We start from the raw sequence: 24,851 nt of genomic DNA, 5'->3' as shown, positions 1-24,851 counted from the left end.
GATGACGGGCGCTGTCGCAAACGGCCGCGCGCTGCCGCCGCTGCAGTTGTTCTGTCTGGCTCACGCGGGCGGCACGACGGCGCTGTATCGGCGCTGGTCGCAGCTCTTGCCTCAGAGCGTGCAGGTCGTGCCGCTCGAATTGCCCGGGCATGGAACGCGGCGGGCTCTGCCGGCCCATACCCGGTGGCCGGCGCTCGTGGACAATGTGTGTCGCGACTGGCGTGCGCGGCGCGATCCGGCGATGCCGTTCGCCGTGTTCGGACACAGCATGGGTGCGCTGGTCGGCTTCGAGTTGCTGCACGCGCTGCGTGCGCAAGGCATGGGATCGGCCGTATGGTTCGGCGCTTCCGCATCGGTTGCGCCCGCGTGCCGGGTGCGCGAAACGCACTGGCTCGACAGCACGGTCGAACAGATGATCCGCAAGTTGCGCTCGCTCGGCGGCACGCCCGAAGCCATTCTCGCCGACCGCGATCTGATCGGTTTTCTGATGCCCACGCTGCGCGCCGACTTTCATTTGTGCGGAACGTATTCGCTCGAATTCGACAAGCGGAGTCCGGACGCCGCCGTTCCCGCACGCGAGCCGCTCGACTGCCCGTTCGCCGTGTTCACCGGCCGCGACGATCCCGCCACGGCATGCGCCGCCGATGTCGAGCGCTGGCGCGCTGAAACCCGTGGTCCGTTCGCGCATCACCGCTTCGACGGCGGCCACTTTTATCTCGACGATGCGCCGGGCCCGATGCTGGCGCGCCTCGCCGGTTCCGTGGCGGATGCGCTTGCGCCGTCGCCGCATGTAGCGCCGGCACATCTGCCGAAAGGTGAAGCATGGATGCAATGACCAGCCAGGCCGACGCGGCGCTTACGCAACGCGTGATGGAGCACAACGGCACGCGGGTGCTCGTGATCAGCCCCGCGCAGACGGAGGCGGCCGCCGCGCCGTCCGCGTATCTCTCGCGCCTGCGCGACATGATCGAGCCCGCGAGAAAGCAGTACGGCGGCGTGTTGCTGCGCGGGTTCGCGCCGCTCGACGCCGTGCAGTTCAACGCCTTCGCAACGAGCTTCGGCCAGCCTTTGCTCAGCTATGAATTCGGTTCGACGCCGCGCAGCCGCATCGAAAAAGGCGTGTACTCGTCGACCGAATATCCGGCGGATCAGTGGATCGATCAGCACAACGAACAGTCGTACACGCTGAAGTGGCCCGGCTCCATCTGGTTCTACTGCGCCGTCGCGGCGGAGCAGGGCGGTGCGACGCCGGTTGCCGACAGCCGTCTCGTCTACCAGCGGCTCGATCCGGCGTTGCGCAAGCGGTTCGCAGAGCACGGCGTGATGTACGTGCGCAACTACGGCAACGGTCTCGACCTGCCGTGGGAACAGGTGTTCGGCACGCACGATCGCGCCGAAGTCGAAGCGTACTGCCGCGCGAACCGGATCGGCTACGAATGGCTCGACGACGGCGAGGCGCTGCGCACGCGCCAGGTCTGCCAGTCCGAACTGATTCATCCGCTCACGGGCGAAACGGTCTGGTTCAACCAGGCGCATCTCTTTCACGTGTCGAATCTGCCCGCGACGGTGCAGGAGGCGTTGCTGGAAGTCGTCGATGAAGATCGTCTTCCGCGCAATACCTTCTTTGGCGACGGCACGCCGATCGACGCCGCGATGCTCGACGAAATCCGCGCGGTTTACCGCGACACGATGCTGTCATTTCCCTGGCAAAGCGCCGACGCGCTCGTGCTCGACAACGTGCTGATGTCGCATGGCCGCGCGCCGTTTTCGGGCAAGCGCCGCGTGCTGGTCGCGATGAGCGCCTGAACGGCGCGCGAAGCGCGCTGCGTGCCGCGAACCCTTTCGAATTTCCCATAACGATGACTGAAACTGCCAGCCAGGTGTCGAAAGAGCTGTTGTCCATTTCGACCGCATACGTCGCGCTTCCGCCCGACAAGCGCGAAGCGTTTCGCGGACGTCTGAAGGCGAACGGCATCAACGCGGCGCGTTTGCCCGTTGTGCCGTTTCCCGGCGGCGAGCGGCGCTTTGCGTTGTCACACGCGCAGGAGCGTCTGTGGTTTCTGTGGCGGCTCGACCCGTCGAGCGCGGCGTACAACGTCACCGGCGCGGTGCGCCTGCGCGGCAAACTCGACGTGGCGGCGTTGCGGCAGGCGCTCGATCGCGTGGTCGATGCGCACGAAAGCCTGCGGCAGCGTTTCGAGGAAGTCGACGGCGTGCCGTTTCAGCGCACCGGGCCGCGTCAGTATGGCTGGGATACGTTCGACCTTCGCGCCGAAGACAATCTCGACGCCCTGCTCGCCGCCCGCTCCGCGTTGCCGTTCGATCTCGAAGGCGGTCCGCTGCTGCGCGTCGCGCTGATCGCGCTTGCGCAGGACGATCAGGTTCTGCATATCGCCGTGCATCACATCGTCGCGGACGGCCTTTCCATCGAAGTGTTCGTGGCGGAACTCGCTGCCGCGTATCGCGACAGCGTGCGCTCGACGGCCAGCGCGGCGCCCACGGCGCAACCCGCGACGGCGTCCGGCGCAAAGGGTCTGCAATACGGCGATTACGCGCAGTGGCAACGCGAATGGTTCGACGACGACACGCTCGCGCGCCAGCTCGACTACTGGCGCGGCCGTCTCGGCAACGATCACCCCGTGCTCGAATTGCCGCATTCGCGCGCGCGCGCCGGCATGCGCAGCGGCGCGGGCGCGCGCATGGCGCGGGTGCTGCCGCAAACGTTGCACGGCGCGCTCGCCCGCGTTTCGCTTGCCGCGAACGCCACGCCGTTCATGACGCTCCTCGCGGCCTACGACATGCTGCTCGCGCGCTATAGCGGCCAGAACGATATCCGCGTGGGCGTACCCGTTGCGGGCCGCGACCGCCCGGAAGTCGCGCGCACGATCGGCTTCTTCGTGAATACGCTCGTGATCCGCACCGAGTTCGCGGGCCTCGCGAATTTCGCGGAACTGCTCGGCCGCGTGCGCGAGCGCGTGCTCGAAGCACAGAACCACGCAGATTTGCCGTTCACGAAGCTCGTCGAAGCGTTGCAGCCACAGCGCAGCTTCGGTCATACGCCGCTCTTTCAGGCGATGTTCAACTACCTGGGCGCGGATCGCAAGACCTTGCAGTTGCCGGGGCTCGACGTCTCGAACCACGAGGTCGATACGCAGACGGCGCGCTTCGATCTCGTTCTCGAAGCGCGCGAGCGCGCACAGGGGCTCGAAGTCGCCCTGGTCTACGCGGAAGATCTGTTCGACGGCGCGATGATCGCGCAGATGCTCGATCACTACGTGCTTCTGCTGGAACAGATCGCCGACGATGCCGCGCGCCCGCTCGGCGCGTTCGAACTCACGCGCTCGGCGCCCGCGCTGCCGCCGAAGAAGCCTTACGTGCCCGTTTGCGTGCGGTTCGCGCAAGGCGTGGCGCTCGAGCCGAACGCGCTCGCCGTCCACTGCGAGGGCGAACGCGCGACTTACGCCGAACTCGACGCGTGGGCCGCGCGCATTGCCCGGCGACTCGAACGGGCCGGCGTGCGCGGCGACGAGCGCGTGGGCATCTGCATGACGCGTTCGGTTGCGATGGCGGCCGCGCTGCTCGGCACGCTGCGCTCGCCGGGCGCGTTCGTGCCGCTCGATCCCGCGTATCCCGCCGAACGTCTCGCGATGATGATGGACGACGCCGGCGTGCGCGTCGTGCTGACCGACGCCGCGGCCCTCGCCCAATGCGGCGCGCTGTTCGAAGGACGCACGGCGCTGGACGTCGGCACGCGCGATGCCGACGCCGATGCCGATGTCGCGGGGCATTCCGTGACCGCGCCGCATCCCGGGCAACTCGCCTACGTGATCTACACGTCGGGTTCGACGGGGCGCCCCAAGGGCGTTGCGGTCAGCCACGGCGCATTCGCATCGCACCTCGACGATTTCATCGACGCCCATCGCATCGGCGCGGACGACACCGTGCTGCAATCGTCGACCATCAACTTCGACGTCGCGCTGCATGAATTGCTTCCCGCGCTGCTGCGCGGCGGCAAAGTCGAAATGCGCGGTCCGGAACCGTGGGACATCGACACGACGAGCCGCCATCTGATCGACGCGCGCGTCACGTTTTCGCGTTTGCCCACCGCGTACTGGCAGCAATGGCTGCGCTCGCCGCCGTCCGCGCAATCGCTCGCCGCGCTGCGTCAGATCACCGTGGGCGGCGAAGGCTTGCCGGGCGACGCGCTCGCACAATGGCGCAACGGCCCGCTGGGGCATATCGGCCTCGCGAACCTGTACGGTCCCACGGAAACCACGGTCGCGTGCATGTACCGCGCGACGACCGCTGAAGACACCGCGCAATCCATCGTGTCGATCGGCGTGCCGTACGCGTCTCGCACCGCGCGCGTGCTCGACCGCGACGGCAACGATGCGCCCGTCGGCGCGCTCGGCGAACTGTGCATCGGCGGGCATACGCTCGCGCGCGGCTATCTCGACCGCCCTTCGCTGACTGCCGATCGCTTCGTGCCCGATCCCTCGGAACCCGGCGCGCGTTTGTACCGAACCGGCGACCTGTGCCGCCGCCGCGCGGATGGCGCCATCGACTTTCTCGGCCGTCTGGACCAGCAGATCAAGCTGCGCGGCTTCCGGATCGAGCCCGGCGAGATCGAAGCGGCGTTGCGTCGTCAGCCTGGTGTCGCGAGCGCGGTCGTAGTGGTGGCCCACGACCTCGGTGCGCCCCGTCTGGTCGCGTATGTCGTCGCGAAAGACAACGACGGCGCGACGCTGCAACGCGCACTTGCTCAGGAATTGCCGGCGCATATGGTGCCTTCGGCGATTGCCGTGCTGGACGCGTTGCCCGTGATGCAGAACGGCAAGGTCGATCGCGCGGCGCTCCCCGCCATCGGCGCTGTGGCCGGCACCGAACGCGTCGCGCCGCGCAACGACGCCGAGCGGATCGTGCTCGCGCTGTGGGCGTCGGTGCTCGGACGCGACGATCTGGGCGTCGACGACGACTTCTTCGCGGCGGGCGGCGATTCGATCCTCAGCCTGCAACTGATCGCGCGCGCCCGCACGCAGGGCTGGCTGCTCACGCCGCGCCAGGTGTTCGAGCAGCCCACCATCGCGCGGCTCGCGGCCGTGATGCGTCCGCTCGACGACAACGGCGCGATTGCCGAAGTGCATGACGCGCTGCCGCTCACGCCGATCCAGGCGTGGTTTTTCTCGCGTTATCCGGAAGGCGAGCCGCACTGGAACCAGTCGGTGCTGCTCGACGTGCGCGGCGAACTCGACGTGGACGCACTGACGCGCGCGCTTGCAGCGGTCGTCGAGCGTCATGACGCCTTGCGTCTGAAATTCGAGCGCCACGCGCACGGATGGCGGCAGCAGGTGAGCCGCGACGCGCCGCGCGATCTGCTGACGCTCAGCGATCTGCGCGAAAGCGCGGGCGACTGGACCGTGGAACTGACGGCGCAAGCGCAACGCGCGCAAAAGCAACTGGACCCGCAGGCGGGGCGCTTGTTGAAGGCTGTCTATTTCAACGTGCCCGCGCATGCGCACGGCGCACCGCGTGGCCGCCTGCTTCTCGTGATTCACCATCTCGCCGTCGATGGCGTGTCCTGGCGCATTCTGCTCGGCGACATCGAGGCGGCTTACACGGCGAACAGCATGGCGAACAGCGGGGCGAACCGCGCGGCGGCGACTAGCGGCCGCGCGCCCGCGCTCGACGCCGCGACGCCCTGGAGCGCGTGGGTCGCAGCGCTTCGCGAAGCGATCACCGATGCGAAGCTGAACGCCGCGCTGCCCGCCTGGCAACGCGCACTGCAAGACGCGCAACCGGTGCTCGACAGCGCGCAAGGCACGACAGCAACGAGCCGGGTGCTCGACTGGCGGCTCGACGCCAAAGCGACCGACGCGCTGCGCCACGCCGCGCCGCGCGCCTACCGTCTCGGCATCGACGAACTGCTGCTGGCCGCGCTCACGCGCGCCGTCGCCGCAACGTTCGGCAGCGCCGGCGCCTTGCTCGCGCTGGAAGGCCACGGCCGTCACAGCGGCGCCGATCAGGGCATCGACCTGAGCCGCACGGTCGGATGGTTCACGACGCGTTATCCCGTCTGGCTGCGCGCGATTGCCGACGAAGCGGCCGCGCTGATCGCCGCCAAGGAGCGCCTGCGCACGCTGCCCGACCACGGCGCGTCGTGGGGGTGGCTGCAAGCGTACGGCGAGGATGCCGCGCGCGCCGCCCTCGCGGCGCTGCCCGTGCCGCGTATCAGCTTCAACTATCTCGGCCAGTTCGACCAGAATCTCGCCGCCGATGGCGCGTTCGGGTTCGCGACCGAAGACGCCGGCCATCCGCAGCCGGAGCACGAAAAGCTCGTCTATCCGCTGGATCTGAACGGCATGATCGTGGGCGGCTGTCTGTCGCTCGGCTGGCGCTACGATCCGGCCGTCCTGCCGCAAGCGCGGGTCGAGGCGCTGATGCAGGCGTTCGGGCGCGAAGTGGCGCAACTGGTCGCGCATTGCGCCGCCGCGACGCCGCGCGCCACCGCGAGCGATTTTCCGCTCGCCGCGCTGACACAGGACGAGTTCGATGCGCTCGACTTGCCGCCCGCGGGCATCGAAGATGTCTATCCGGCCACGCCGCTTCAACAAGGTCTCGTGTTTCACAGCCTGATGAAGCCGGACGCGTACGTGAACCGCAAGCGGCTGACCTTGCACGGCGCGCTCGACATCGACGCCATGCGCGCCGCGTGGCACACGGTGGCCGCGCGGCACGCGGTGCTGCGCACGCGCTTTACGCGCGCCCATGGCGGCGTCATGCTGCAGGTCGTGCATGCGAGCGTGCCGGAGTTTTTCGCGGTGCACGACTGGCGCGCGCGCGCCGACTACGAAACGGCCTTCGATCAATGGTTCGAGCACGACGCGCCGACGCTGATCGATCTCGACGCTGCGCCGTTGCTGCATGTCGCATTGTTCAGGCGTCCTGATGGAGCGCACGATCTCGCGTGGATCAATCACCACGCACTCGCCGATGGATGGAGCAGCGCGCAGTTGCTGAGCGAACTGGGCCGGGCGTACCGGGCGGCCAGCGCTGGCGAAGCGCCGGCGCTCGACCCCGTCGTTCCGTACCGCTCCTATATCGAATGGCTGCGCGCGCAGCCCGACACGCTCGCGTGGTGGCACACGCAACTCGCGCGCGTGGACCGTCCCGCGTTGCTGCTCGACAGCGTGCCGTCCACGGCTGCCGTCGATGGACAGGGCGTGTCGAACGCGGTGTTCCGCCATCGCGAGCAGACGCTCGACGCCGCGCTCGGCGGCGCGCTCTCAGAAGCCGCGCAGCGCTACGGCGTGACGCTCAATACGCTGATCCAGGCCGCGTGGGCGCTCGTGCTCGCGCGTTTCGGCAACCGCCCTCAGGCCGCGTTCGGCGTGACGGTCGCGGGGCGCCCGGCGGATTTGCCCGGCGCCGACGCCATCCAGGGCCTCTTCATCAACAGCCTGCCGTTGTGGGTCGATGTGCCGGCCAACCAGCCCGTCGCCGACTGGCTGCGCGACCTGCAGACGTACAACGTGGAAGTGCGCCAGGCGGGACACACGCCGTTGTCGTCGATCCAGCGCTGGGCCGGCAACGGCTTCGGCCCGTTGTTCGACTCGCTGCTGGTGTTCGAGAATTTCCCCGTCGACGAAGCGTTGAACGACGGTTCGCTCGGACTGCGCGTGGCGTCGTCGGAATCGTTCGAACGCACGCATTACCCGCTCACGCTCGGCATCGTGCCCGGCGAAACGATCGCGCTCGAATGGAGCTGGGATGCGCAGCGCCTGCCTGACGCGACGCTCGATATGGTGCAGCACGCGTATGTGAGCCTGCTCACGCAACTGGCTGGCGGCGCGAGGTCGCCCGCGACGCCCGGCATGCTGCGCGTGCCGGGCCGCGACGCGGTGCGCGGCGCGGCGACAGGCGGCGCGGCGCACGCGTATCGTCCGTTCGTGGCGCGCTTCGAGGCGCAGGTGCGCGAACGCCCGGACGCGCTGGCGGTTCATTGCGACGGTGCGGCGCTGACGTGGCGTGAACTGAACGAGTGGGCCAATCGCATCGCGCACCGGCTGGCGGCAGCGGGCGTGGGGCGCGAAGCTCGCGTGGGCGTGTGCGTCGAGCGTTCGCCCGGCATGGTGGCGGCGTTGATCGGCGTGATGAAAGCGGGCGGCGCGTATGTGCCGCTCGACGCGGGTTATCCGCGCGACCGGCTGCGCGACATGATCGACGACGCGCAACTCGCCGCGCTGTTGACCGACGCGGCCACGCATACGATGCACGCGGAATTGATCGCGTCGGCGGCCTGCCCGGAAATCCGCGTGGACGGTGCGGACCCTGCGAACGACGAGCCCGTATCCGGTCTCGCGGGCGACTGGCATCCGGCGCAACTCGCGTATGTGATCTACACGTCGGGTTCGACCGGAAAACCGAAAGGCGTCGCCATCAGCCACGGGGCGCTCAGTCTCCATCTGGACGACTTCATCGAGCAGAACGGCCTGAGCGCCAGCGATCGCGCGTTGCAGTTCGCCACCATCAATTTCGACGGAGCCGTCGAGCATATTTTTGCGACGCTAGTGGTGGGCGCGTCGCTGGAAGTGCGGGGCCCCGCGCTGTGGAGCGCCGGCGAATTCAGCCGCGTGCTGCGCGAGCGGCGCATTACCGTCGCGGACCTGCCCACGGGCTACTGGAAGCAATGGGCGCAGCAACTCGCCGCCGATGCGGACGGCTTCGCGTTGCGCCGCGTCACCGTAGGCGGCGAGGCGCTGCCGGGCGCGGCCGTCGCGCAATGGTTCGAAGGCCCGCTTGCCGATGTGACGCTGGTGAATACCTACGGCCCGACCGAGGCGACCGTGACGACGTCCTGCCAACGCGTGGACGCCGCGCATGCCGCGAGCGCCGCGGTGCCGATCGGTTTGCCGTGGGCGTCGCGGCACTACCGGATTCTCGACGCCGAAGGCGAGCCGGTGCCCGAAGGCGGCCTCGGCGAACTGTGCATCGGCGGCGCGACGCTCGCGCGCGGTTATCTGGGCCGCGCCGCGCTCACGGCGGAGCGCTTCGTGCCCGATCCCGCTGGCTTGCCCGGGTCGCGTCTCTATCGAACGGGCGACTTGTGTCGCTGGCTGCCCGACGGCAGCGTCGCGTTTCTTGGCAGGCTCGACGAACAGGTCAAGGTGCGCGGCTACCGGATCGAGCCCGGCGAGATCGAGCGCGCGTTGTGCGCGCAGCCGGGCGTGGCGCAAGCCGTCGTCGTCGTGCGCGGCGAACAGGAAGCGAGACGCCTTCTGGGCTATGTCGTGCCGGAGGCCGCCGTTGCCGCCGGTCCGGACACGACCGCCGCCGCGTTGCGCGAGGCGCTTGCCCGCGCGCTGCCCGCGTATATGGTGCCCGCCGCGATCGTATTGCTAGACGCGCTGCCGACACTGCCCAACGGCAAGCTCGACCGCAAGTCGTTGCCCGATGTCGATGGCGACGTCGATGGCAACGGCGCCGGCTACGTCGCGCCCTCGACGGACCTCGAAACGACGCTCGCCGGCATCTGGCAAGCGGTGCTCGGCATCGAGCGGGTCGGCGCGCACGACGACTTTTTCGCGCTCGGCGGCCATTCGCTGCTGGCGCTGCAAGTGGCGGCGAGGCTGCAACGCGCGCTTGGCCGCGAGATCGCGTTGCGCACGTTGTTCGATCATCCGGTGCTGCATGCGCTTGCCGCCGCGCTGGAGGCGCCGGCCGATCGAACGCCGCGCGCCACGCAGACCATCAAACGCCTGCGTCGAAGCGAAGTCAGGCCGACATATGGCCAGGAGCGTCTATGGTTCCTGTGGCGATTGATGCCCGGCAACGCGGCCTACCATCTGTCGTTCGCCGTGAAGCTGGAAGGCGAACTCGACGCGCGGGCGCTGCATTCGGCGCTCGATTGCGTCGTCGAGCGCCACGAGATCCTGCATAGCCGTTTCGAGGAGCGCGACGGCGCGCCCTGGCTGATCGTCGACGAAGCGCTGCGTTGCGAATGGTCCGAAACGGCATTCGCGGATGCGAGGGACGACGCGCATCCGGCGCTCGCCGCCTGGCTGCAAGACGGGGCGACGCGAGCCTTCGACCTGGCGCGCGGCCCCGTGCTGCGCGCGCAACTCGCGCGGCTCGGCGACGGCTCGCATGTATTCGGGCTGACCGTGCATCACATCGCCGCGGACGGCTGGTCGATGAATCTGCTGATCGACGAATTGCTCGCGGCGTATGCCGCGCATCGCACCGGCGTGGCGCCGGCGTTCGCACCGCTGCCCGTTCAGTACACCGATTTCGCGGTGTGGCAGCGCGAATCGGCCGACACCGGGGAACTCGCGCGCCAGCTCGATTTCTGGCGGTCCCGTCTTGGCGACGAGCAGCCGGTGCTCGAACTGCCCTCGGACCGGCCGCGTCCCGCGCAGCGAAGCGCGCGGGGCGGCGAGGTCGAAGGCGTGCTGGACCCGCATCTCGCCGATGCGCTGCAGGCGTTCTCGCGCGCCCGCGACGCGACCTTGTTCATGACGCTGCTCGCGGCCTTCCACGCGCTGCTGCATCGCTACGGCGGCCAGCAGGACATTCGCGTGGGCATTCCGCTTGGCGGGCGCGAGCAACTGGAAATCGAGCCGCTGGTCGGCTTCTTCGTCAACACGGCGGTGATCCGCGCCGATCTCGCCGGCGCGCAGCCGTTCGACGCATTGCTCGCGCAGGTCCGGCAGCGCGTGCTCGAAGCGCAGGCGAACCAGGACGTGCCGTTCGCACAGATCGTCGATGCCTTGCAGCCCGCGCGCGCGGCCAGCCACACGCCGCTCTTTCAGGCGATGTTCAACCTCGATGTTCCCGCCGCGCCGCTCGACCGGCATGCGGGTACGGGCTTGCGCTGGTCGGCGCTCGGCGGCCAGCGCATGGCGGCGCAGTTCGACCTCACGCTCAATGTGTCGGCGGCCGCGCGGCTGAATCTGTCGTTCAGCTACGCCGCCGACCTGTTCGAGCGCGCGACCGTCGAGCGACTGTTGCGCGATTACGTCGGACTGCTTAAGCAACTCGTGCAGCAGGACGCACCAGGCGCGCCGCGCCTGCGTGACTTCGCGCTGGAGGCGAGCGCAGTCGCCCAGCGCGGGGCGAGCGATCCCGCCGCGTCTTTCGTGCCGGTCCATCTGGGCGTCGCCGCGCAGGCCGCCCGTACGCCTGAGGCGATCGCCGTGCGCTGCGACGGGGCGACGTTGAGCTATCGCCAACTGGACGAACGCGCAAACCGGCTCGCGCAACGCCTGTTGCGCAGCGGCGTGACGGCGCAGGCGCAAGTGGGCGTGTGCGTCGCGCGTTCGCCGCACATGCTGGTTGCCGTGCTCGCGGTCATGAAAACGGGCGCGGCCTACGTGCCGCTCGACCCGGCGTATCCCGTCGCGCATCTCGCCGGAATGGTGGACGACGCGAAGCTCGCGTGCACAGTAGTCGATGCGACCGGTCGCGACCGCTTGGCGGAATTCGCGCTCGGCCATGCGTATGTGTGCGTCGATGACGAAACCATCGGCGACGAAAACCGCGACGGCGCAATGCCGCCGCTGCCGCCGCTTCATGCCGATCAGCTTGCGTATGTGATCTACACCTCGGGCTCGACGGGCAAGCCGAAGGGCGTCGCCGTTACGCACGGTGCGCTGTCACGCTTTCTCGACAGCATGCAGGCGCGCCTTCAGTTGACCGCTGGCGACGTCTGGCTTGCCGTGACCACGCTGTCGTTCGACATCGCCGCGCTCGAACTGTACTTGCCGCTGCTCGCGGGCGCGACGATCGAACTGGCGACGCGCGAGACCGTCGCCGATGGGCGGCGGCTCGCGGCGCTGGTCGAAACGTCGAACGCGAGCGTGATGCAGGCCACGCCGATGGGCTGGCGCGTGCTCCTCGACGGCGGCTGGCAAGGCAACGTCGCCAAGGCGAGGCCATTGCGCGCCTTGTGCGGCGGCGAAGCGTTGCCGCCCGACCTGGGGGACGCGCTGCACGCATGCGGCGTGCAGTTGTGGAACCTGTACGGCCCAACCGAAACGACGATCTGGTCGAGCGCCGCGCTGCTCGCGCCGGGCGCGCCCGTCACGCTCGGCGCGCCGCTCGAACACACCACGCTGATGGTGCTCGACGCGCACGGCAATGCCGTGCCGGAGAACGGCATCGGCGAACTGTGCATCGGCGGCGGCAATCTCGCGCGCGGTTATACGCGGCGGCCCGGTCTGAGCGCCGAGCGCTTCGTTCCCGATCCTCACGGCGTTCCCGGCGCGCGGCTTTATCGAACGGGCGATCTGTGCCGCGTGCGCAGCGGCGGCCAGCTCGAATATCTGGGCCGCGCCGATCAGCAGGTGAAACTGCGCGGCTTTCGCATCGAACTGGGCGAGACAGAAGCGGCGTTGCGCGCGATCGACGGCGTGGACGACGCCGCTTGCCAGGTTCAGGGCGAAGGCACGGCCCGGCGGCTCGTGGCATTCGTGACGGGCGACGCGGACCCGGCCGCGCTGCGCGCGGTGCTCGCGAACCGTCTGCCCGCTCAGCAGGTGCCCGCGCAAATCGCGCGTATCGACGCATTGCCCCAGACGTCGAACGGAAAGCTGAACCGCAGGGCGCTGCCCGCGCTGGCATCGGGCGCGGCAGACGGCTACCGGCCGCCTGTCACCCCGACGCAGGTGCTGTTGTGCGAGATCTGGGCCGACGTGCTGGGCGTGGACCGCGTGGGAGCCGACGACGACTTCTTCGTGCTCGGCGGCCATTCGCTGCTCGCGGTCAGAGTGGCCGCGCGCGTGGGCGAAGCGCTCGGAAGGAAGATCGAGCTGACGTTGCTGTTCGAACACCCCGTGCTTGCGAGCCTCGCCGAACAACTGGAGCGCACCATGCCCGAAGCCAGTTCCGCCTCGGGCTCGCTCGACGCGTTGCAGGACTTGCTGGATTCACTATGACGGGCGCGCTTTGTTCGCGCCAGGGCGCAGCCGCGCGGCCCGCTATGCAGAAGAACAGGAAACGATAAACGTGATGCAACAGTCTTCCGAGCAAACTCTCCCTGCTGCGGCCGGGGCGGCGGCTCCCGCGCGTCGCCCCGACGCGCTGCGGCTCGCGCAACAGTACGCGGCGCTTCCCGAAGACAAGCGCGCGCTGTTTCGCGCCCGCGCCCGCGCGCAGGGGCTCGACACGGGCGCATTGCCGGTCGTGCCGCTGTCGCCGCGTCCCGCGCGGTTTCCGCTGTTGTTCGCGCAGGAGCGGCTGTGGTTTCTGTGGTGTCTCGATCCGCATCACGCGGGCTATCACATCGCGCATACGTTGCGGCTTCGCGGCGCGTTCGACGCCGCGGCCTTGCAGCGGGCGCTCGCGCAACTGATGCAGCGTCATGAAGCGCTGCGTTTGCGCTTCGACGCGAACGGCGGCGTGCCGGTTCAGTACGCGGCCCACGACGCCAGCTTCGGTTTCGCGCAGACGAATCTCGCCGGCGAGCCCGCATCGCTCGCAGACGCATTGCGCGCGTTCGCCTGCGAACCGTTCGATCTCGTCAACGGGCCGCTGTTCCGGGTCGGGCTGTTCGAGACGGGCGCGGACGAGCGCGTGCTGCAGTTCGTCGTCCATCACATCGTCGCGGACGCGTGGTCGATGGAAGTGCTGTTCCGCGACCTGCTCGCGCTCTATCACGGCGAGCGCGATCTGCCCGCATTGCCCGTGCAGATGACCGATTTCGCGGCGTGGCAACGGGAGTGGGGCGCCGACGACGGGCTCGACCGGCAGATCGCCTACTGGCGCGAGCGCCTCGCCGGCGCGCCCGCCGCGCTCACGCTGCCGCGCGACGTGCCGCAGCGCGCGGCGCGCACGCACGACGGCGGCCTCGTGCGCGCATCGATTTCCGCGGCGCTCGCCGATGCCGCGCGCGGCATCGCCCGCAGCGGGCGCACGACGCTCTTTACCGTGCTGCTCGCCGCGTTCGACGTGCTGCTGTATCGCTACTCGGGGCAGCGCACGGTCGTCGTCGGCGTCCCGGCGGCGGGCCGTGCGCGCACGGAGCTGGAGGACCTGGTCGGCTTCTTCGTCAATACGCTGATCGTGCGGGCCGACCTCGACGGCGCGCAGCCGTTCGGCGCGCTGCTGGCCGCCTTGCATGATCGCGTGCTGGAAGCGCAGGCGCATCAGGACGTGCCGTTCGCGCGGCTGGTCGAAGCGCTGGCGGTGGAGCGCAATCTCGACAGCTCGCCGCTATTTCAGGTCATGTTCGATCTTTCGGTGGACGCGCCCAGCGCGCAATTGCCCGAGCGCGCGCATGGGCTCGCCGTCGAATCGATCGTGGATGTCGCCACCACTGCGCGCTTCGATCTCGCGTTGAACGCGCGCGATCGCGGCACGGGCGGCGGGATCGATTTCGCGCTGACGTTCGCGAAAGACCGCTTCGTCGAGCCGACCGCGCAACGCATGCTTGCCGATTACGTCGCGCTGCTCGAACAGATCGCGGCGCAACCGCAACGGCGCGTCGGCGATCTCGTCGCGCATCGCGGCGCGCTCGCGAATGCCGTGGACGCCGGGCTGAGCGGCCCCGCGCCCGCGCATATTCGCGTGGCCGAACGGGCGCGGCTGTGCCCGGCGCGCGTCGCGCTGCGCTGCGAGGGCGCAGCGCTGACGTATGCCGAACTCGACGCATGGGCGCAGCGCATCGCGAGCGCGCTGCGCGCCGACGGGCTCGCAGCGGGCGAGCGCGTCGGCTTGCTGCTGGAGCGGTCGCTGGCGTTGCCCGCCGCGTTGCTCGGCGTGCTCAAAGCGGGTGGCGCATTCGTGCCGCTCGATCCCGAGTATCCGCAGGCGCGCCTGCGCGCGATGATCGACGACGCCCAGGTCGCGCGCATCGTGGTCGACGCCTCGACCCGCGAATCGTGCCGCGACATGCTCGCGCCGTTGCGGACGATCTCCGCACCCGACGCGCGGACGGCGGCGCTTCAGCAACCGGCCGCACAAGCTGCCTGGAACGTCTTGCCCGACGCGCTCGCGTATGTGATTTACACCTCGGGCTCGACGGGCACGCCGAAGGGCGTCGCGATCTCGCATCGCTCGCTCGCGCTGCACCTCGAAGACTTCCTGCGCGATCACCGCATTGTCGAGAGCGACATCGTGCTGCAATCGTCGACGATCAATTTCGACGTGGCCCTGCACGAACTTCTCCCCGCGCTGATCGCAGGCGCGCGCGTGGTCATGCGCGGCCCGCGCGCGTGGGAACTGGAGACGCTGAACCGCACGCTGATCGACGAGCGCGTCACGTTCGCGCGCATTCCCACCGCGCTGTGGCAGCAATGGCGCATTGCGTTGCCGCCAGCCGCCGATATCGCGCTGCGCCAGATCACCGTGGGCGGCGAAGGCTTGCCCGGCGATGCGTTAGCGCGCTGGTACGAAGGGCCGCTCGCGCATGTCGCCATCGACAATCTGTACGGCCCGACGGAGACCACTGTCGCGGCGCTTCATCATCGCGTCACGCGCGGCGATGCGGCGCAGGCGATTGTCGCGATCGGCCAGTGTTATCCGTCGCGCCATGCGTATGTCGCCGACCTCGACGGCAACCGCGCGCCCGATGGCGCGCTCGGCGAACTGTGCATCGGCGGCGCGACGCTGGCGCAAGGCTATCTCGCGCGTGCCGCGCTGACCGCCGAACGCTTCGTGCCCGACCCGTACGGCGCGCCGGGTGCGCGCGTCTATCGCAGCGGCGACCTGTGCCGCGCGCGTGCCGACGGCACGATCGATTTCCTGGGCCGGATCGACCAGCAGGTGAAACTGCGCGGCCACCGCATCGAACCCGGCGAGATCGAAGTCGCGCTGCGCCGCGTAGAAGGCGTGCGCGAAGCGGTCGTCGAGTTGCGTGGCGATGGCGAGCGCAAGCGGTTGATTGCGTATTTCACCGGCGACGCCGAGGCCGCCGCCGTGCGCGATGCGTTGACGGCGACGCTGCCCGCCTCGCATGTGCCTTCCGTATGCGTGCCGCTCGACGCGCTGCCGACGCTGCCTAACGGCAAGCTGGACCGCCGCGCGTTGCCCGAGCCCGACGACAGGCTCGAAGTGGAATCGGCGTCGCCTGAAGGCGCGGTCGAAACCGCGTTGCTGGCGGTCTGGCAAACCGTTCTCGGGCGCGAGGATTTCGGCGTCACGGACAACTTCTTCGCGCTCGGCGGCGATTCGATTTCGAGCCTGCGTGTGATCGCGCAGGCGCGCGCCGCGGGCTGGGTCGTGACCGCGCGTCAGGTGTTCGAGCATCCGAACGTGCGCGCGCTCGCACGCGTGGCGCAGCCGGCCGATCCGGACACAGCCGCGGCCGTTGCCGCGACCGGCCCCGTGGACGCGCCGCTCGCCCCGATGCAGCATTGGTTCTTCGAGCGCTTCGCGCATGCGCCGTCGCGCTGGAATCAGGCGGTGCTGCTGCGCAGCGCCGAAACGCTCGATGCCGATGCGTTGCGCCGTGCGCTCGGCGCTTTGCTCGAAGCGCACGACGCATTGCGCGCGCGTTTCCGTTTCGACGCTCGCAGCGGCAACTGGACGCAAACGATCGAGCCGGCGTCGATCGCCCAGTCGCTTGCCGCGCACGCGCTGGTCGCCGAAGACCTTCGCGCGGCCGCCGATCCCGCAACGGCCATCGAAGCCGTCGCGGAACGCATCCACGACAGTCTCGATCTGGCGAACGGCCCGCTATTGCGCGCCGCCTGCCTCGCGACGCCCGACGGGTCGCGGCTGCTGATCGTGGTTCATCACCTGGTGGTGGACGGCGTGTCGTGGCGCATCCTCCTCGACGATCTGATGACGGCCTATGAAGCGGCCCGCACGGCGAACACGCCGGTGACGCTGGCGGCGCCCGGCACGACGTGGTCGCAATGGACGCACGCGCTGCGGGCCTACGCGAGCCTTCCCGAACATCTGGGCGAGCTTGCGTGGTGGCAGGCGCAACTGGGCGAGGGCGGGGCGCGCGCGCGGCCTGCGAGCGCTCAGCACGGCAGCAACGCCACGCGGAGCGAAGACTGGACGCTCGACGCGCCCACCACGCGCCGTCTCACCGATTCGGGCTTGCGCATCGACGAAGTGCTGCTCGCGGCGCTCACGCACGCATGCGCCGAACATCTGCCGGATGTGCCGGTGATCGTGGAGATGGAAGGGCATGGGCGCACGGAGCGCGTCGCGGGAATCGATCTGAGCCGCACGGTTGGGTGGTTCACGACGCAATATCCCATGCGACTGACCGCGCAACGGGACCCCCGCGCCACGCGGCGCGCCATTGCGAGCGCGCTGCGCGCGGTGCCCGCCGATGGTCTGCACTACAACCTGTTCCGCTACGCAGGATCGGCGTCCACGCGCGCAACGCTGGCCGCGTTGCCGGGCACGACCATCGGCTTCAACTATCTCGGCCGTTTCGAAGAGCGGCTCAGCGAAGGGCGGTTTGCGTTCGCGCCGGAGCATAGCGGCCACGGCACGCGCGACAGCGTCGGGACGGGGCCGCGTCACGTACTCGATCTGAACGGGCTGATCGCCGATGGTTGTCTGAAGGTGGACTGGAGCGCGGCGGCTTCGGCAATCGATGCGAAGCAGCTTGAAAACATCGTCGCGACGTTCGACGCGCACGTGCGCCGCCTGGCCGTAGACGCCGGCACGGTCGAAGCCGAGCCCGCGATGAAACCCGTTGCGCTGCGGCTGTTCGACGGCCTCGCGCAGACGGCAACGGCCCCGATGGAAGACGGCAGCGAAGAACACGCCGCGTTCGACGTGTGGCGCCAGCGCTTCGTCACGGAAGGCATGCTGTGCCCCGCTGCGGACCCGCGCGTTCAGCCGCTCAACGCGAGCGGCGCGCCCTTGACGCTATTCTGCTTTTATCCGGGCTTCGGTCTGGTGGGCGAGTACCGGTTCCTTGCCGCCGCGCTGCAAGGCGTGGCTTCCGTGATCGCGTTGCGCGCTCCCGGATTCGTCGGCGATGCGAGCGGCAATGATATGCAATCCGAATCGTTCGAGGCGCTGGCGCAAGCATGCGTCGAACGCGTGCTCGATGCACAGCCTGCCGGGCCGTTCCGTCTGCTCGGCTGGTCGTTCGGCGGACGGCTCGCGGTCGCGGTCGCGGCGTTGCTGCGCGGGCGCGGCCATGACGTCGATTTCCTGGGCCTGCTCGACACCGCGACGCGCACGAGCGAGATGCCCGACGCCGCCGGCGCGGACCACGCGTTGTCCGCGTGGCTCGATGGCCAGGCTGACGGCGCGCGGCTGCGCGTCCTGTTCGATCGCGCGGCCTCGCTCGACGCGTTGCACTACCGGTTGCGGCTCGCGCACGAATTGCCGCGTGTGGATGTTCCGGTGACGTTCTGGCGCGCGGCGCGGGACACCTCGGCGCAACGCGAGCGCGACTGGCGCCCTTATACGAGCGGCGGCGTCGAAGAGATCGAAATCGACGCAACGCATAGCGCCATCGTGCATCATCCGCTGTTGCACGCGAGCGTGGCGCAGCGCTTGCGCGCGCTCGCGGACCGGTGTTCGGCATCGCGCGACGGCAGTGAGCACAGCCAAAAGCACAGCTAAAAGCACAATTAAAAGGTACATGTTTCGTCATGCAGGCATCCGGTGATCATCCGCTTTACACATTGCGCAACGTCGATTTCGACATTGGCGACAAGCCGTTGCTGCACGATATTTCGCTCGATATCCGCGCCGGTCAGGTCGTGGGGCTCATCGGCCATAACGGATCGGGCAAGACCTCGCTAATCCGGCTGCTCGCGCGCCTGCATCCGCCCACGCGGGGCACGATCCACTTCGACGGCGAGCCGCTGGCGAGCTGGCCGCATCGGCGGTTTGCGCAGCAGGTCGCGCATCTGCCGCAATACACGCCGCAGACAGACGGCCTGCTCGTGCGCGAACTGGTGTCGCTCGGCCGTTATCCGTGGCATGGCGCGCTCGGCCGCTTTGGCGACGACGACCATCGGCGCGTGGACGAAGCGATGACATGGACCGATGTCGCCTATTACGCGAACCGTCCTGTCGACAGCCTCTCGGGCGGCGAGCGTCAGCGCGTGTGGCTCGCGATGCTGATCGCGCAGAACAGCCGCTGCGTGCTGCTCGACGAACCGACGTCGGCGCTCGATATCAGCCACCAGCTCGAAGTGCTCGGCCTCGTGCGCAAGCTGTGCGACGAACGCGGCATGACGGCGATCATCGTGCTGCACGACGTGAACATGGCGACGCGCTTCTGCACGCAACTGATTTCGCTGCGCGGCGGCAAGCTGCTGATGCAGACGGACCCGGCCGGGACGATGCGCGCCGAAGTGCTCGAAGCCATCTACGGCGTGCCGATGGGCGTGATGACCGACGCCGTGAGCGGTCACCTGATCGGATTCCCGCGATGAAGCGCCCGTATGCCGCCACGGCGACGGTTGGGGCGACAGTCGATCCGGCGCGCCGCCGATGGCTCGCGCGCAGCGGCGCGGCGGGGCTGGCCGGGGCGTTGGTGGCGCTAGGTCTGTTCGATACGACCGCGCGGGCGGCGGCGGCAACGCCAGCGGATACCGCCGACGCCGTTCCCCGTCGCATCGTCACGATGAACTGGGAGTTGACCGAAACGCTGCTCGCGCTCGGCGTCGTGCCGGTGGGCACATCATTGCCCGACTGGTACCGGACCACGATTGTCGAGCCGCCGCTGCCGCCCGGCGTTGCCGATATCGGCCTGCTTTATCAGCCGAATTTCGACGTACTGCGCATGCTCGACCCCGACCTGTTCGTCATCACGCCGGATCACGCGCCGGCCAAAGCGTCGCTCGAACGGCTCGCGCCCACGATCACGCTTGGCGCGTACATGTCGAGTCCCACGCCTCTTCAGGCGTTATGCGCGGAAACGAGGGAACTGGCCGCGCGCCTGCAACGCCCCGATCGCGCGGACGCGCTGATCGCGCAGGCGGCCGCCACCGCGCGCGCCGTGCGCGAGCGGATTGCGACGCGCCCCGCGCTGACCGCCGCGCCGGTGATCGTTGCCGATCTCGTCGACGACCGGCATTTGCGCGTCTATGCGCGCGGCAGTCTGTTCGACGAAATGCTGGCGAAACTCGGCGTGGTCAATGCCGCGAATCCGCCGTCGGGACGCGGCGCCTGGGCAACTCAGGCGGGCGCCGCGGTCGTGCCGTTGCAGCGGTTGGCCGAAGTGCGCGAGGCCAGCTTGCTGCTGGTGGGGCCCGTCAACGCGCAGACCGTGGCGGGACTGGGACGCAACGAAATCTGGCAGGCGCTGCCTGCCGTGCGCGCGAGGCGGGTTGCGAAACTCCCGGTGATCGCGCCATACGGAGGACTGATCTCGATGCAACGTTTCGCGCACGCTGTCGACGACGCGCTCAATCTGATTGCGGCAGGAGGCGGCGGTGTTGCGTGATCTCGCGGCAGTACCCGGACCGCGTGGCCCGCGCGACTATCGCTTCGCGCTCACGGGCGCGCTTGCGCTCGTCGCGCTGGTGCTGTCGATTGTCGGCATTCACGCGGAACTGAACGGCGCTTCGTTCTGGTCGACGGTGCTGGCGCCCGATCGCACCGACCTGCATCAGGTGCTGGTGCGCGACAGCATGTTGCCGCGTATCGCGATGACCTTGTTGTGCGGCGGCGGCCTCGCGCTGGCGGGCACGCTCGCGCAGCAGGTGTTGCGCAATCCGCTCGCCGAGCCGATGACGCTCGGCATATTTCCCGGCGCCTATCTCGCGCTGATGCTCGCCGAGCTATGGGCGCCGTCGCTGCTCGGCAGCGGACGCACGGCCGTCGCGCTCGCGGGCGGCGCGCTCGCGATGACCGTCGTGTTCGGGCTGGCGTGGCGGCAACGCATGTCGTCGCTCGCGGTGATCCTGTCCGGCATGATCGTGAATCTGTATTGCGGCGCCATCGCGCTCGGCATCACGCTCTCGCACTTCGACCTCATGCGCGGCCTGATGATATGGGGCGGCGGCGCGCTCGATCAAACCGGCTGGCACGAAAGCATCCAGTTGTTCCAGGGCGTGTTCGCGTGCTTCGCCGCAACCGTGCTGATGGTGCGCCCGCTCGGCGTCTTCGAGGCAGGGGACTCGACGGTGCAGTCGCTCGGCGTGGCGTTGCAGCGCACCCGCTTTGCCGCGCTGCTGATCGCCGTCGTGCTGACTGCGTGCGTGGTGTCGGCTGTCGGCGTGATCGGCTTTGTCGGGCTCGCGGCGCCCACGCTCGCGAGGCTCGCCGGCGCGCGCCGGCTCAAACAGCGGCTGGTGTGGGCGCCGTGCCTCGGCGCGGTGCTGCTGTGGTGCACCGACGAGATCGTGCGCGTGGTCGCGGCGGGCGAGCTGTTTTCCGCGCATCTCGTGCCCACGGGAACGGTGACGTCGTTGCTGGGCGTTCCTCTGCTGCTCCTGCTGCTGCCCCGGTTGCGCGTGCAACCGGATCTGCACACCAATGCCGTTGCGCACGTGCCGCCCGCGAATCTGACGCGGCGCTTGCCGTTTGCGATTGCCGGACTCGCGCTGGTCCTCGTGCTGTGCTTCTGCGTGTCGCGCGGGCTGCACGGTTGGTTTGTCGCCGACCCCGCGGAAATGGACGCGCTGATGTTCTGGCGTCTGCCGCATACGGTCGCCGCGCTCGCGGCTGGCGCGCTGCTCGCCATCGCCGGCACGCTGATCCAGCGCGTCACCGCGAATCCGATGGCAAGCCCCGACCTGCTGGGCGTCAGCTCGGGCGGCGCGCTGGGCATCGTCGTCGTGCTGTTCGCGGGGCTCACGCCCTCGCCGGGCGCGCTCTTCGCCGGATGTCTGGCGGGCGCTATCGCGACGCTTGCGCTGCTGTTGTGGCTGGGCGCGCGTGCATCGTTCGCACCGGAGCGGCTGCTGCTGATCGGCGTTGCGATCAGCGCGCTGTTCCAGGCCGTGGTCGGCGCGCTGCTCGCGAGCGGCGATCCGCGCGGCGGCGTGCTGATGAACTTCATTATCGGCTCGACGTATTACGTCGAAGCGCCGGCCGCGTACACGGCGGCGGCAATCGCGCTCGTCGGGCTGGCGCTGGGGCCGCTGATGTCGCGCTGGCTCGAAACGCTGGGCCTCGGCACCACCATCGCCGACGGACTCGGCGTACCCGTCGTCCGCGCGCGCTTCGCCATTCTGGTCGCGGCAGCGGTGCTCACCGCGGCGTCGACGTTGATCGTCGGGCCGCTGTCGTTCGTCGGCCTGATCGCGCCGCATGTCGCGCGCTATTCGGGCGCGCGGCGGCCAGGCGTGCAGATATGGGTTGCGGCGATCTTCGGCGCGCTGCTGATGGGACTCGCCGACTGGCTCGGCCGCCAGGTGATGTTTCCCGAGGAAATGCCGGCGGGACTCGTCGCGACGCTGATCGGCGGCCCCTATCTGATCGCGCTCACGCTGCGCAAATCCGTTTCGTCGACATGAACGCGCCGCAACCCGGCGCGCGAACGTCGGGCGCGCGCCACACGATGCATTTTGTGCCGATTATGTCTTGCAAATAAGAATCATTATCAGCTAGTATCGCTTTCTGAGATGCGAACGCCTCGCGCAAGTCTTTCCGCTGCGCGGCGTGCGTATCCCGCTTCGCACGCTCGCGGGATTCTCGTTGGCTGTCCGGAACATCAACTTAGTACACCTGATCACGTCCCTTTCGCGCGGACGGGATGGGCTTTTGACTTCACGCGGAATGCGCCGATAAAGATGAATAAAACCAGGGACCTGCGCCGCCGTTCGCGGCGAAACCAAACCATTGCGGGACAGCCGGGGCTGACCCCTGTCACGCTCGCGCTTCTTGCGATCTGGGCGAGCCCTGCGTTCGCGCAGCAAAGCACGGGCACGCCGGCCAACAGCACGCTTCCGGCGGTCGAGGTCACGGCGGCGCCCGACGCGACGACGGAAGGCAGCGGCTCGTACGCGGGCCGTACGGCGACAATCGCAGGCAAGACGGAGCAGTCGATCAAGGAAATCCCGGGCTCGGTTTCGGTGCTGACGCGTCAGCGCATGGACGACCAGAATCTGACGTCGATTCAGGACGCGCTGAAGTATGTGACGGGCGTGCAGTCGGTCGATTACGGCGACGGCACGGCTTACTACAAGTCGCGCGGCAATTACCTGAGCATCGAATTCGACGGCGTGCCGATTATCGGCGGCCTGCAATATCTGCAGCAGTTCGACCTCGCGATGTACGACCGCATCGAAGTGCTCCGCGGGCCTTCCGGCGTGATAGACGGCGTGACCGATCCGGGCGGCACGGTGAACCTCGTGCGCAAGCGTCCGCAAGACACCTTCCACGTGTCGACGGAAACGCAGGTCGGTTCGTTCGGCAGCTTCCGCCAGATGATCGACGTAACCGGCCCGCTGAACAAGGACGGTTCGCTGCGCGGCCGCGCGGTGGTGGTCGGCAGTGACGCGCTGCAGTCGGTCGATGCGACGCGTCAGAAGGAAGTGATGGCGTACGGGGCGATCGATTACGACTTCGACCCGCGCACGACGTTGTCGGTGTCCGGCGGCTATCAGGTCAACCCGATCAACGCACTCGACTACGGCGCGCCGGGCGTGACCGACGCCGACGGGAACCTGCTCGGCCGCGTGCCGAGTTCGTTTACGCGCAACTTCAGCCCGAGCTGGAACTACGCTTATACGTCGCTGTACGAAGTCAACGGCAACCTCGTGCACAAATTCGAGAATGGCTGGAAGTCGCAGACGACCGTGTTCTACCGCCACGAACTGACGAAGGCCGACTACGCCTACTCGGGCCCGGGCGCCACCGCCGACGGCCTGTCGTTCTTCGGCGAGCAAAAGCAACGGAGTACTTACGACTGGTGGGGCGCGGACACGAACGTGACAGGCCCGATCCGGGCGTTCGGCCAGACCCATACGCTGACCATCGGCGCCAACTATTCGCTGCAGAACAGCACGGCCCAGTCCGGCTTCGTCGCGCTGAACGGTCCGTTCGACGGCGAGACGTTCAGCCTGTTCGACCCGAACGCCGTGGAGAAGACAGACGTGCCGTTCACGTACGGCGCGAACAATCGTGTCGAGCAGTATGGGGTCTACGCGCAGGCGCGGATAAAGCTCCTGACGCCGCTTACCCTCGTGCTCGGCGCGCGCGAAGCGTTCCTCCAGGAACAGTCGCAGCCGATCATTCCAACGGTCGAAGACTGGACGACGGAGGCGCAGATCAATCACCGCTTCCTGCCGAGCGTGGGGCTGGTGTACGACATCACGCCCTCGATGACGGCCTACGCGAGCTACTCGCGCTTTCTGACCGCGCAAACGGCGACGACATATACGGGCGCGCTGCTTCCGCCGCGAACCGGCGAGCAGTACGAAGTCGGCCTGAAGAACAGCTTCTTCGGCAACAGGGTCTCGACTACGGCGGCGCTGTTCCGCATCAACGACAACAATCGCGCGATCACGGACCCGAATAACCCGACGGGCTCGATTGCGGGCGGCAAATCGACCGATGAAGGTTTCGAGTTCGAAATCACGGGACAGCCGTTGCCGAACTGGAACGTGTACGCCGGGTACACGTACCTTAACGTCAACTATGAAAACGACGCGCCCAATTTGACGGACGGCACGGACCCGAAGCATCTGTTCAAGCTGTGGACGAACTATCTGTTCTCGCAAGGCGCCTTGCGCGGCCTCTCCGTGGGCGGCGGCATGCTGGCGCAGACGCGCATTACGCGCGGTGTCGATCAGGGCGCGTATGCGATCTTCAATGCGCAGATCGGTTACCAGTTCAACAAGCACGTTCAGGCATCGCTCAACCTGAACAACATCTTTAACCGCGACTACTACATCCGTCCGCCTGGCACCTTCTTCAGCACGTTTGGCAACAAGCGCAACGTGATGCTGACGGTTCGTTCGGACTTCTGATGATCT

The 24,851-nt window shown here is 68.5% G+C and carries 8 protein-coding genes; all 8 read left to right on the top strand.

Annotation, left to right across the window (positions count from 1 at the left end; translation table 11 throughout):
• The first annotated feature begins 1 nt into the window (after nucleotide 1).
• The 8 genes from U5768_RS06240 (at nucleotide 2) to U5768_RS06205 (ending at nucleotide 24,845) form a co-directional block, all read left to right on the top strand.
• The gene (locus U5768_RS06240) at nucleotides 2-835 is read left to right on the top strand and encodes a thioesterase II family protein (protein ID WP_322029498.1); all 834 of its coding nucleotides are present in this window, start codon (nucleotides 2-4) and stop codon (nucleotides 833-835) included.
• On the top strand, nucleotides 823-1,806 hold the full coding sequence (locus tag U5768_RS06235) for a TauD/TfdA family dioxygenase (protein ID WP_322029497.1): 984 nt from the start codon (nucleotides 823-825) through the stop codon (nucleotides 1,804-1,806). Before U5768_RS06240 ends, U5768_RS06235 begins: the two co-directional genes overlap by 13 nt.
• Nucleotides 1,807-1,859: 53 nt before the next feature.
• Nucleotides 1,860-12,932 carry a non-ribosomal peptide synthetase gene (locus U5768_RS06230; RefSeq protein WP_322029496.1) on the top strand — a complete coding sequence of 3,691 codons (11,073 nt, stop codon included), beginning with the start codon at nucleotides 1,860-1,862 and terminating at the stop codon, nucleotides 12,930-12,932.
• A gap of 73 nt (nucleotides 12,933-13,005) precedes the next feature.
• Complete coding sequence (locus U5768_RS06225) at nucleotides 13,006-18,537, top strand: non-ribosomal peptide synthetase (protein WP_322029495.1); 5,532 nt, start codon at nucleotides 13,006-13,008, stop codon at nucleotides 18,535-18,537.
• Nucleotides 18,538-18,566: 29 nt separating this feature from the next.
• A complete protein-coding gene (locus tag U5768_RS06220; RefSeq protein WP_322029494.1) occupies nucleotides 18,567-19,358 on the top strand; it encodes an ATP-binding cassette domain-containing protein in 792 nt (263 codons plus the stop codon).
• Nucleotides 19,355-20,371: an ABC transporter substrate-binding protein gene (locus U5768_RS06215; RefSeq protein ID WP_322029493.1), complete on the top strand. Its 1,017-nt coding sequence runs from the start codon at nucleotides 19,355-19,357 to the stop codon at nucleotides 20,369-20,371. Before U5768_RS06220 ends, U5768_RS06215 begins: the two co-directional genes overlap by 4 nt.
• On the top strand, nucleotides 20,361-22,388 hold the full coding sequence (gene fhuB, locus U5768_RS06210) for a Fe(3+)-hydroxamate ABC transporter permease FhuB (RefSeq protein WP_322029492.1): 2,028 nt from the start codon (nucleotides 20,361-20,363) through the stop codon (nucleotides 22,386-22,388). Before U5768_RS06215 ends, fhuB begins: the two co-directional genes overlap by 11 nt.
• Nucleotides 22,389-22,664: 276 nt before the next feature.
• Entirely contained in the window at nucleotides 22,665-24,845 is a 2,181-nt protein-coding gene (locus U5768_RS06205; protein WP_322029491.1) for a TonB-dependent siderophore receptor, read from the top strand.
• The last annotated feature ends 6 nt before the right edge of the window (nucleotides 24,846-24,851 follow it).

Source organism: Paraburkholderia sp. J76, assembly GCF_905220295.1.
Classification (GTDB): Bacteria; Pseudomonadota; Gammaproteobacteria; order Burkholderiales; family Burkholderiaceae; genus Paraburkholderia.
This window is presented reverse-complemented; position numbering and strand designations above follow the sequence as displayed.

Bases quoted from the DNA above. Each gene is read 5' to 3' on its own strand.
- U5768_RS06240 (WP_322029498.1), top strand. From the start codon at position 2: ATGACGGGCGCTGTCGCAAACGGCCGCGCGCTGCCGCCGCTGCAGTTG.
- U5768_RS06235 (WP_322029497.1), top strand. From the start codon at position 823: ATGGATGCAATGACCAGCCAGGCCGACGCGGCGCTTACGCAACGCGTG.
- U5768_RS06230 (WP_322029496.1), top strand. From the start codon at position 1,860: ATGACTGAAACTGCCAGCCAGGTGTCGAAAGAGCTGTTGTCCATTTCG.
- U5768_RS06225 (WP_322029495.1), top strand. From the start codon at position 13,006: ATGCAACAGTCTTCCGAGCAAACTCTCCCTGCTGCGGCCGGGGCGGCG.
- U5768_RS06220 (WP_322029494.1), top strand. From the start codon at position 18,567: ATGCAGGCATCCGGTGATCATCCGCTTTACACATTGCGCAACGTCGAT.
- U5768_RS06215 (WP_322029493.1), top strand. From the start codon at position 19,355: ATGAAGCGCCCGTATGCCGCCACGGCGACGGTTGGGGCGACAGTCGAT.
- U5768_RS06205 (WP_322029491.1), top strand. From the start codon at position 22,665: ATGAATAAAACCAGGGACCTGCGCCGCCGTTCGCGGCGAAACCAAACC.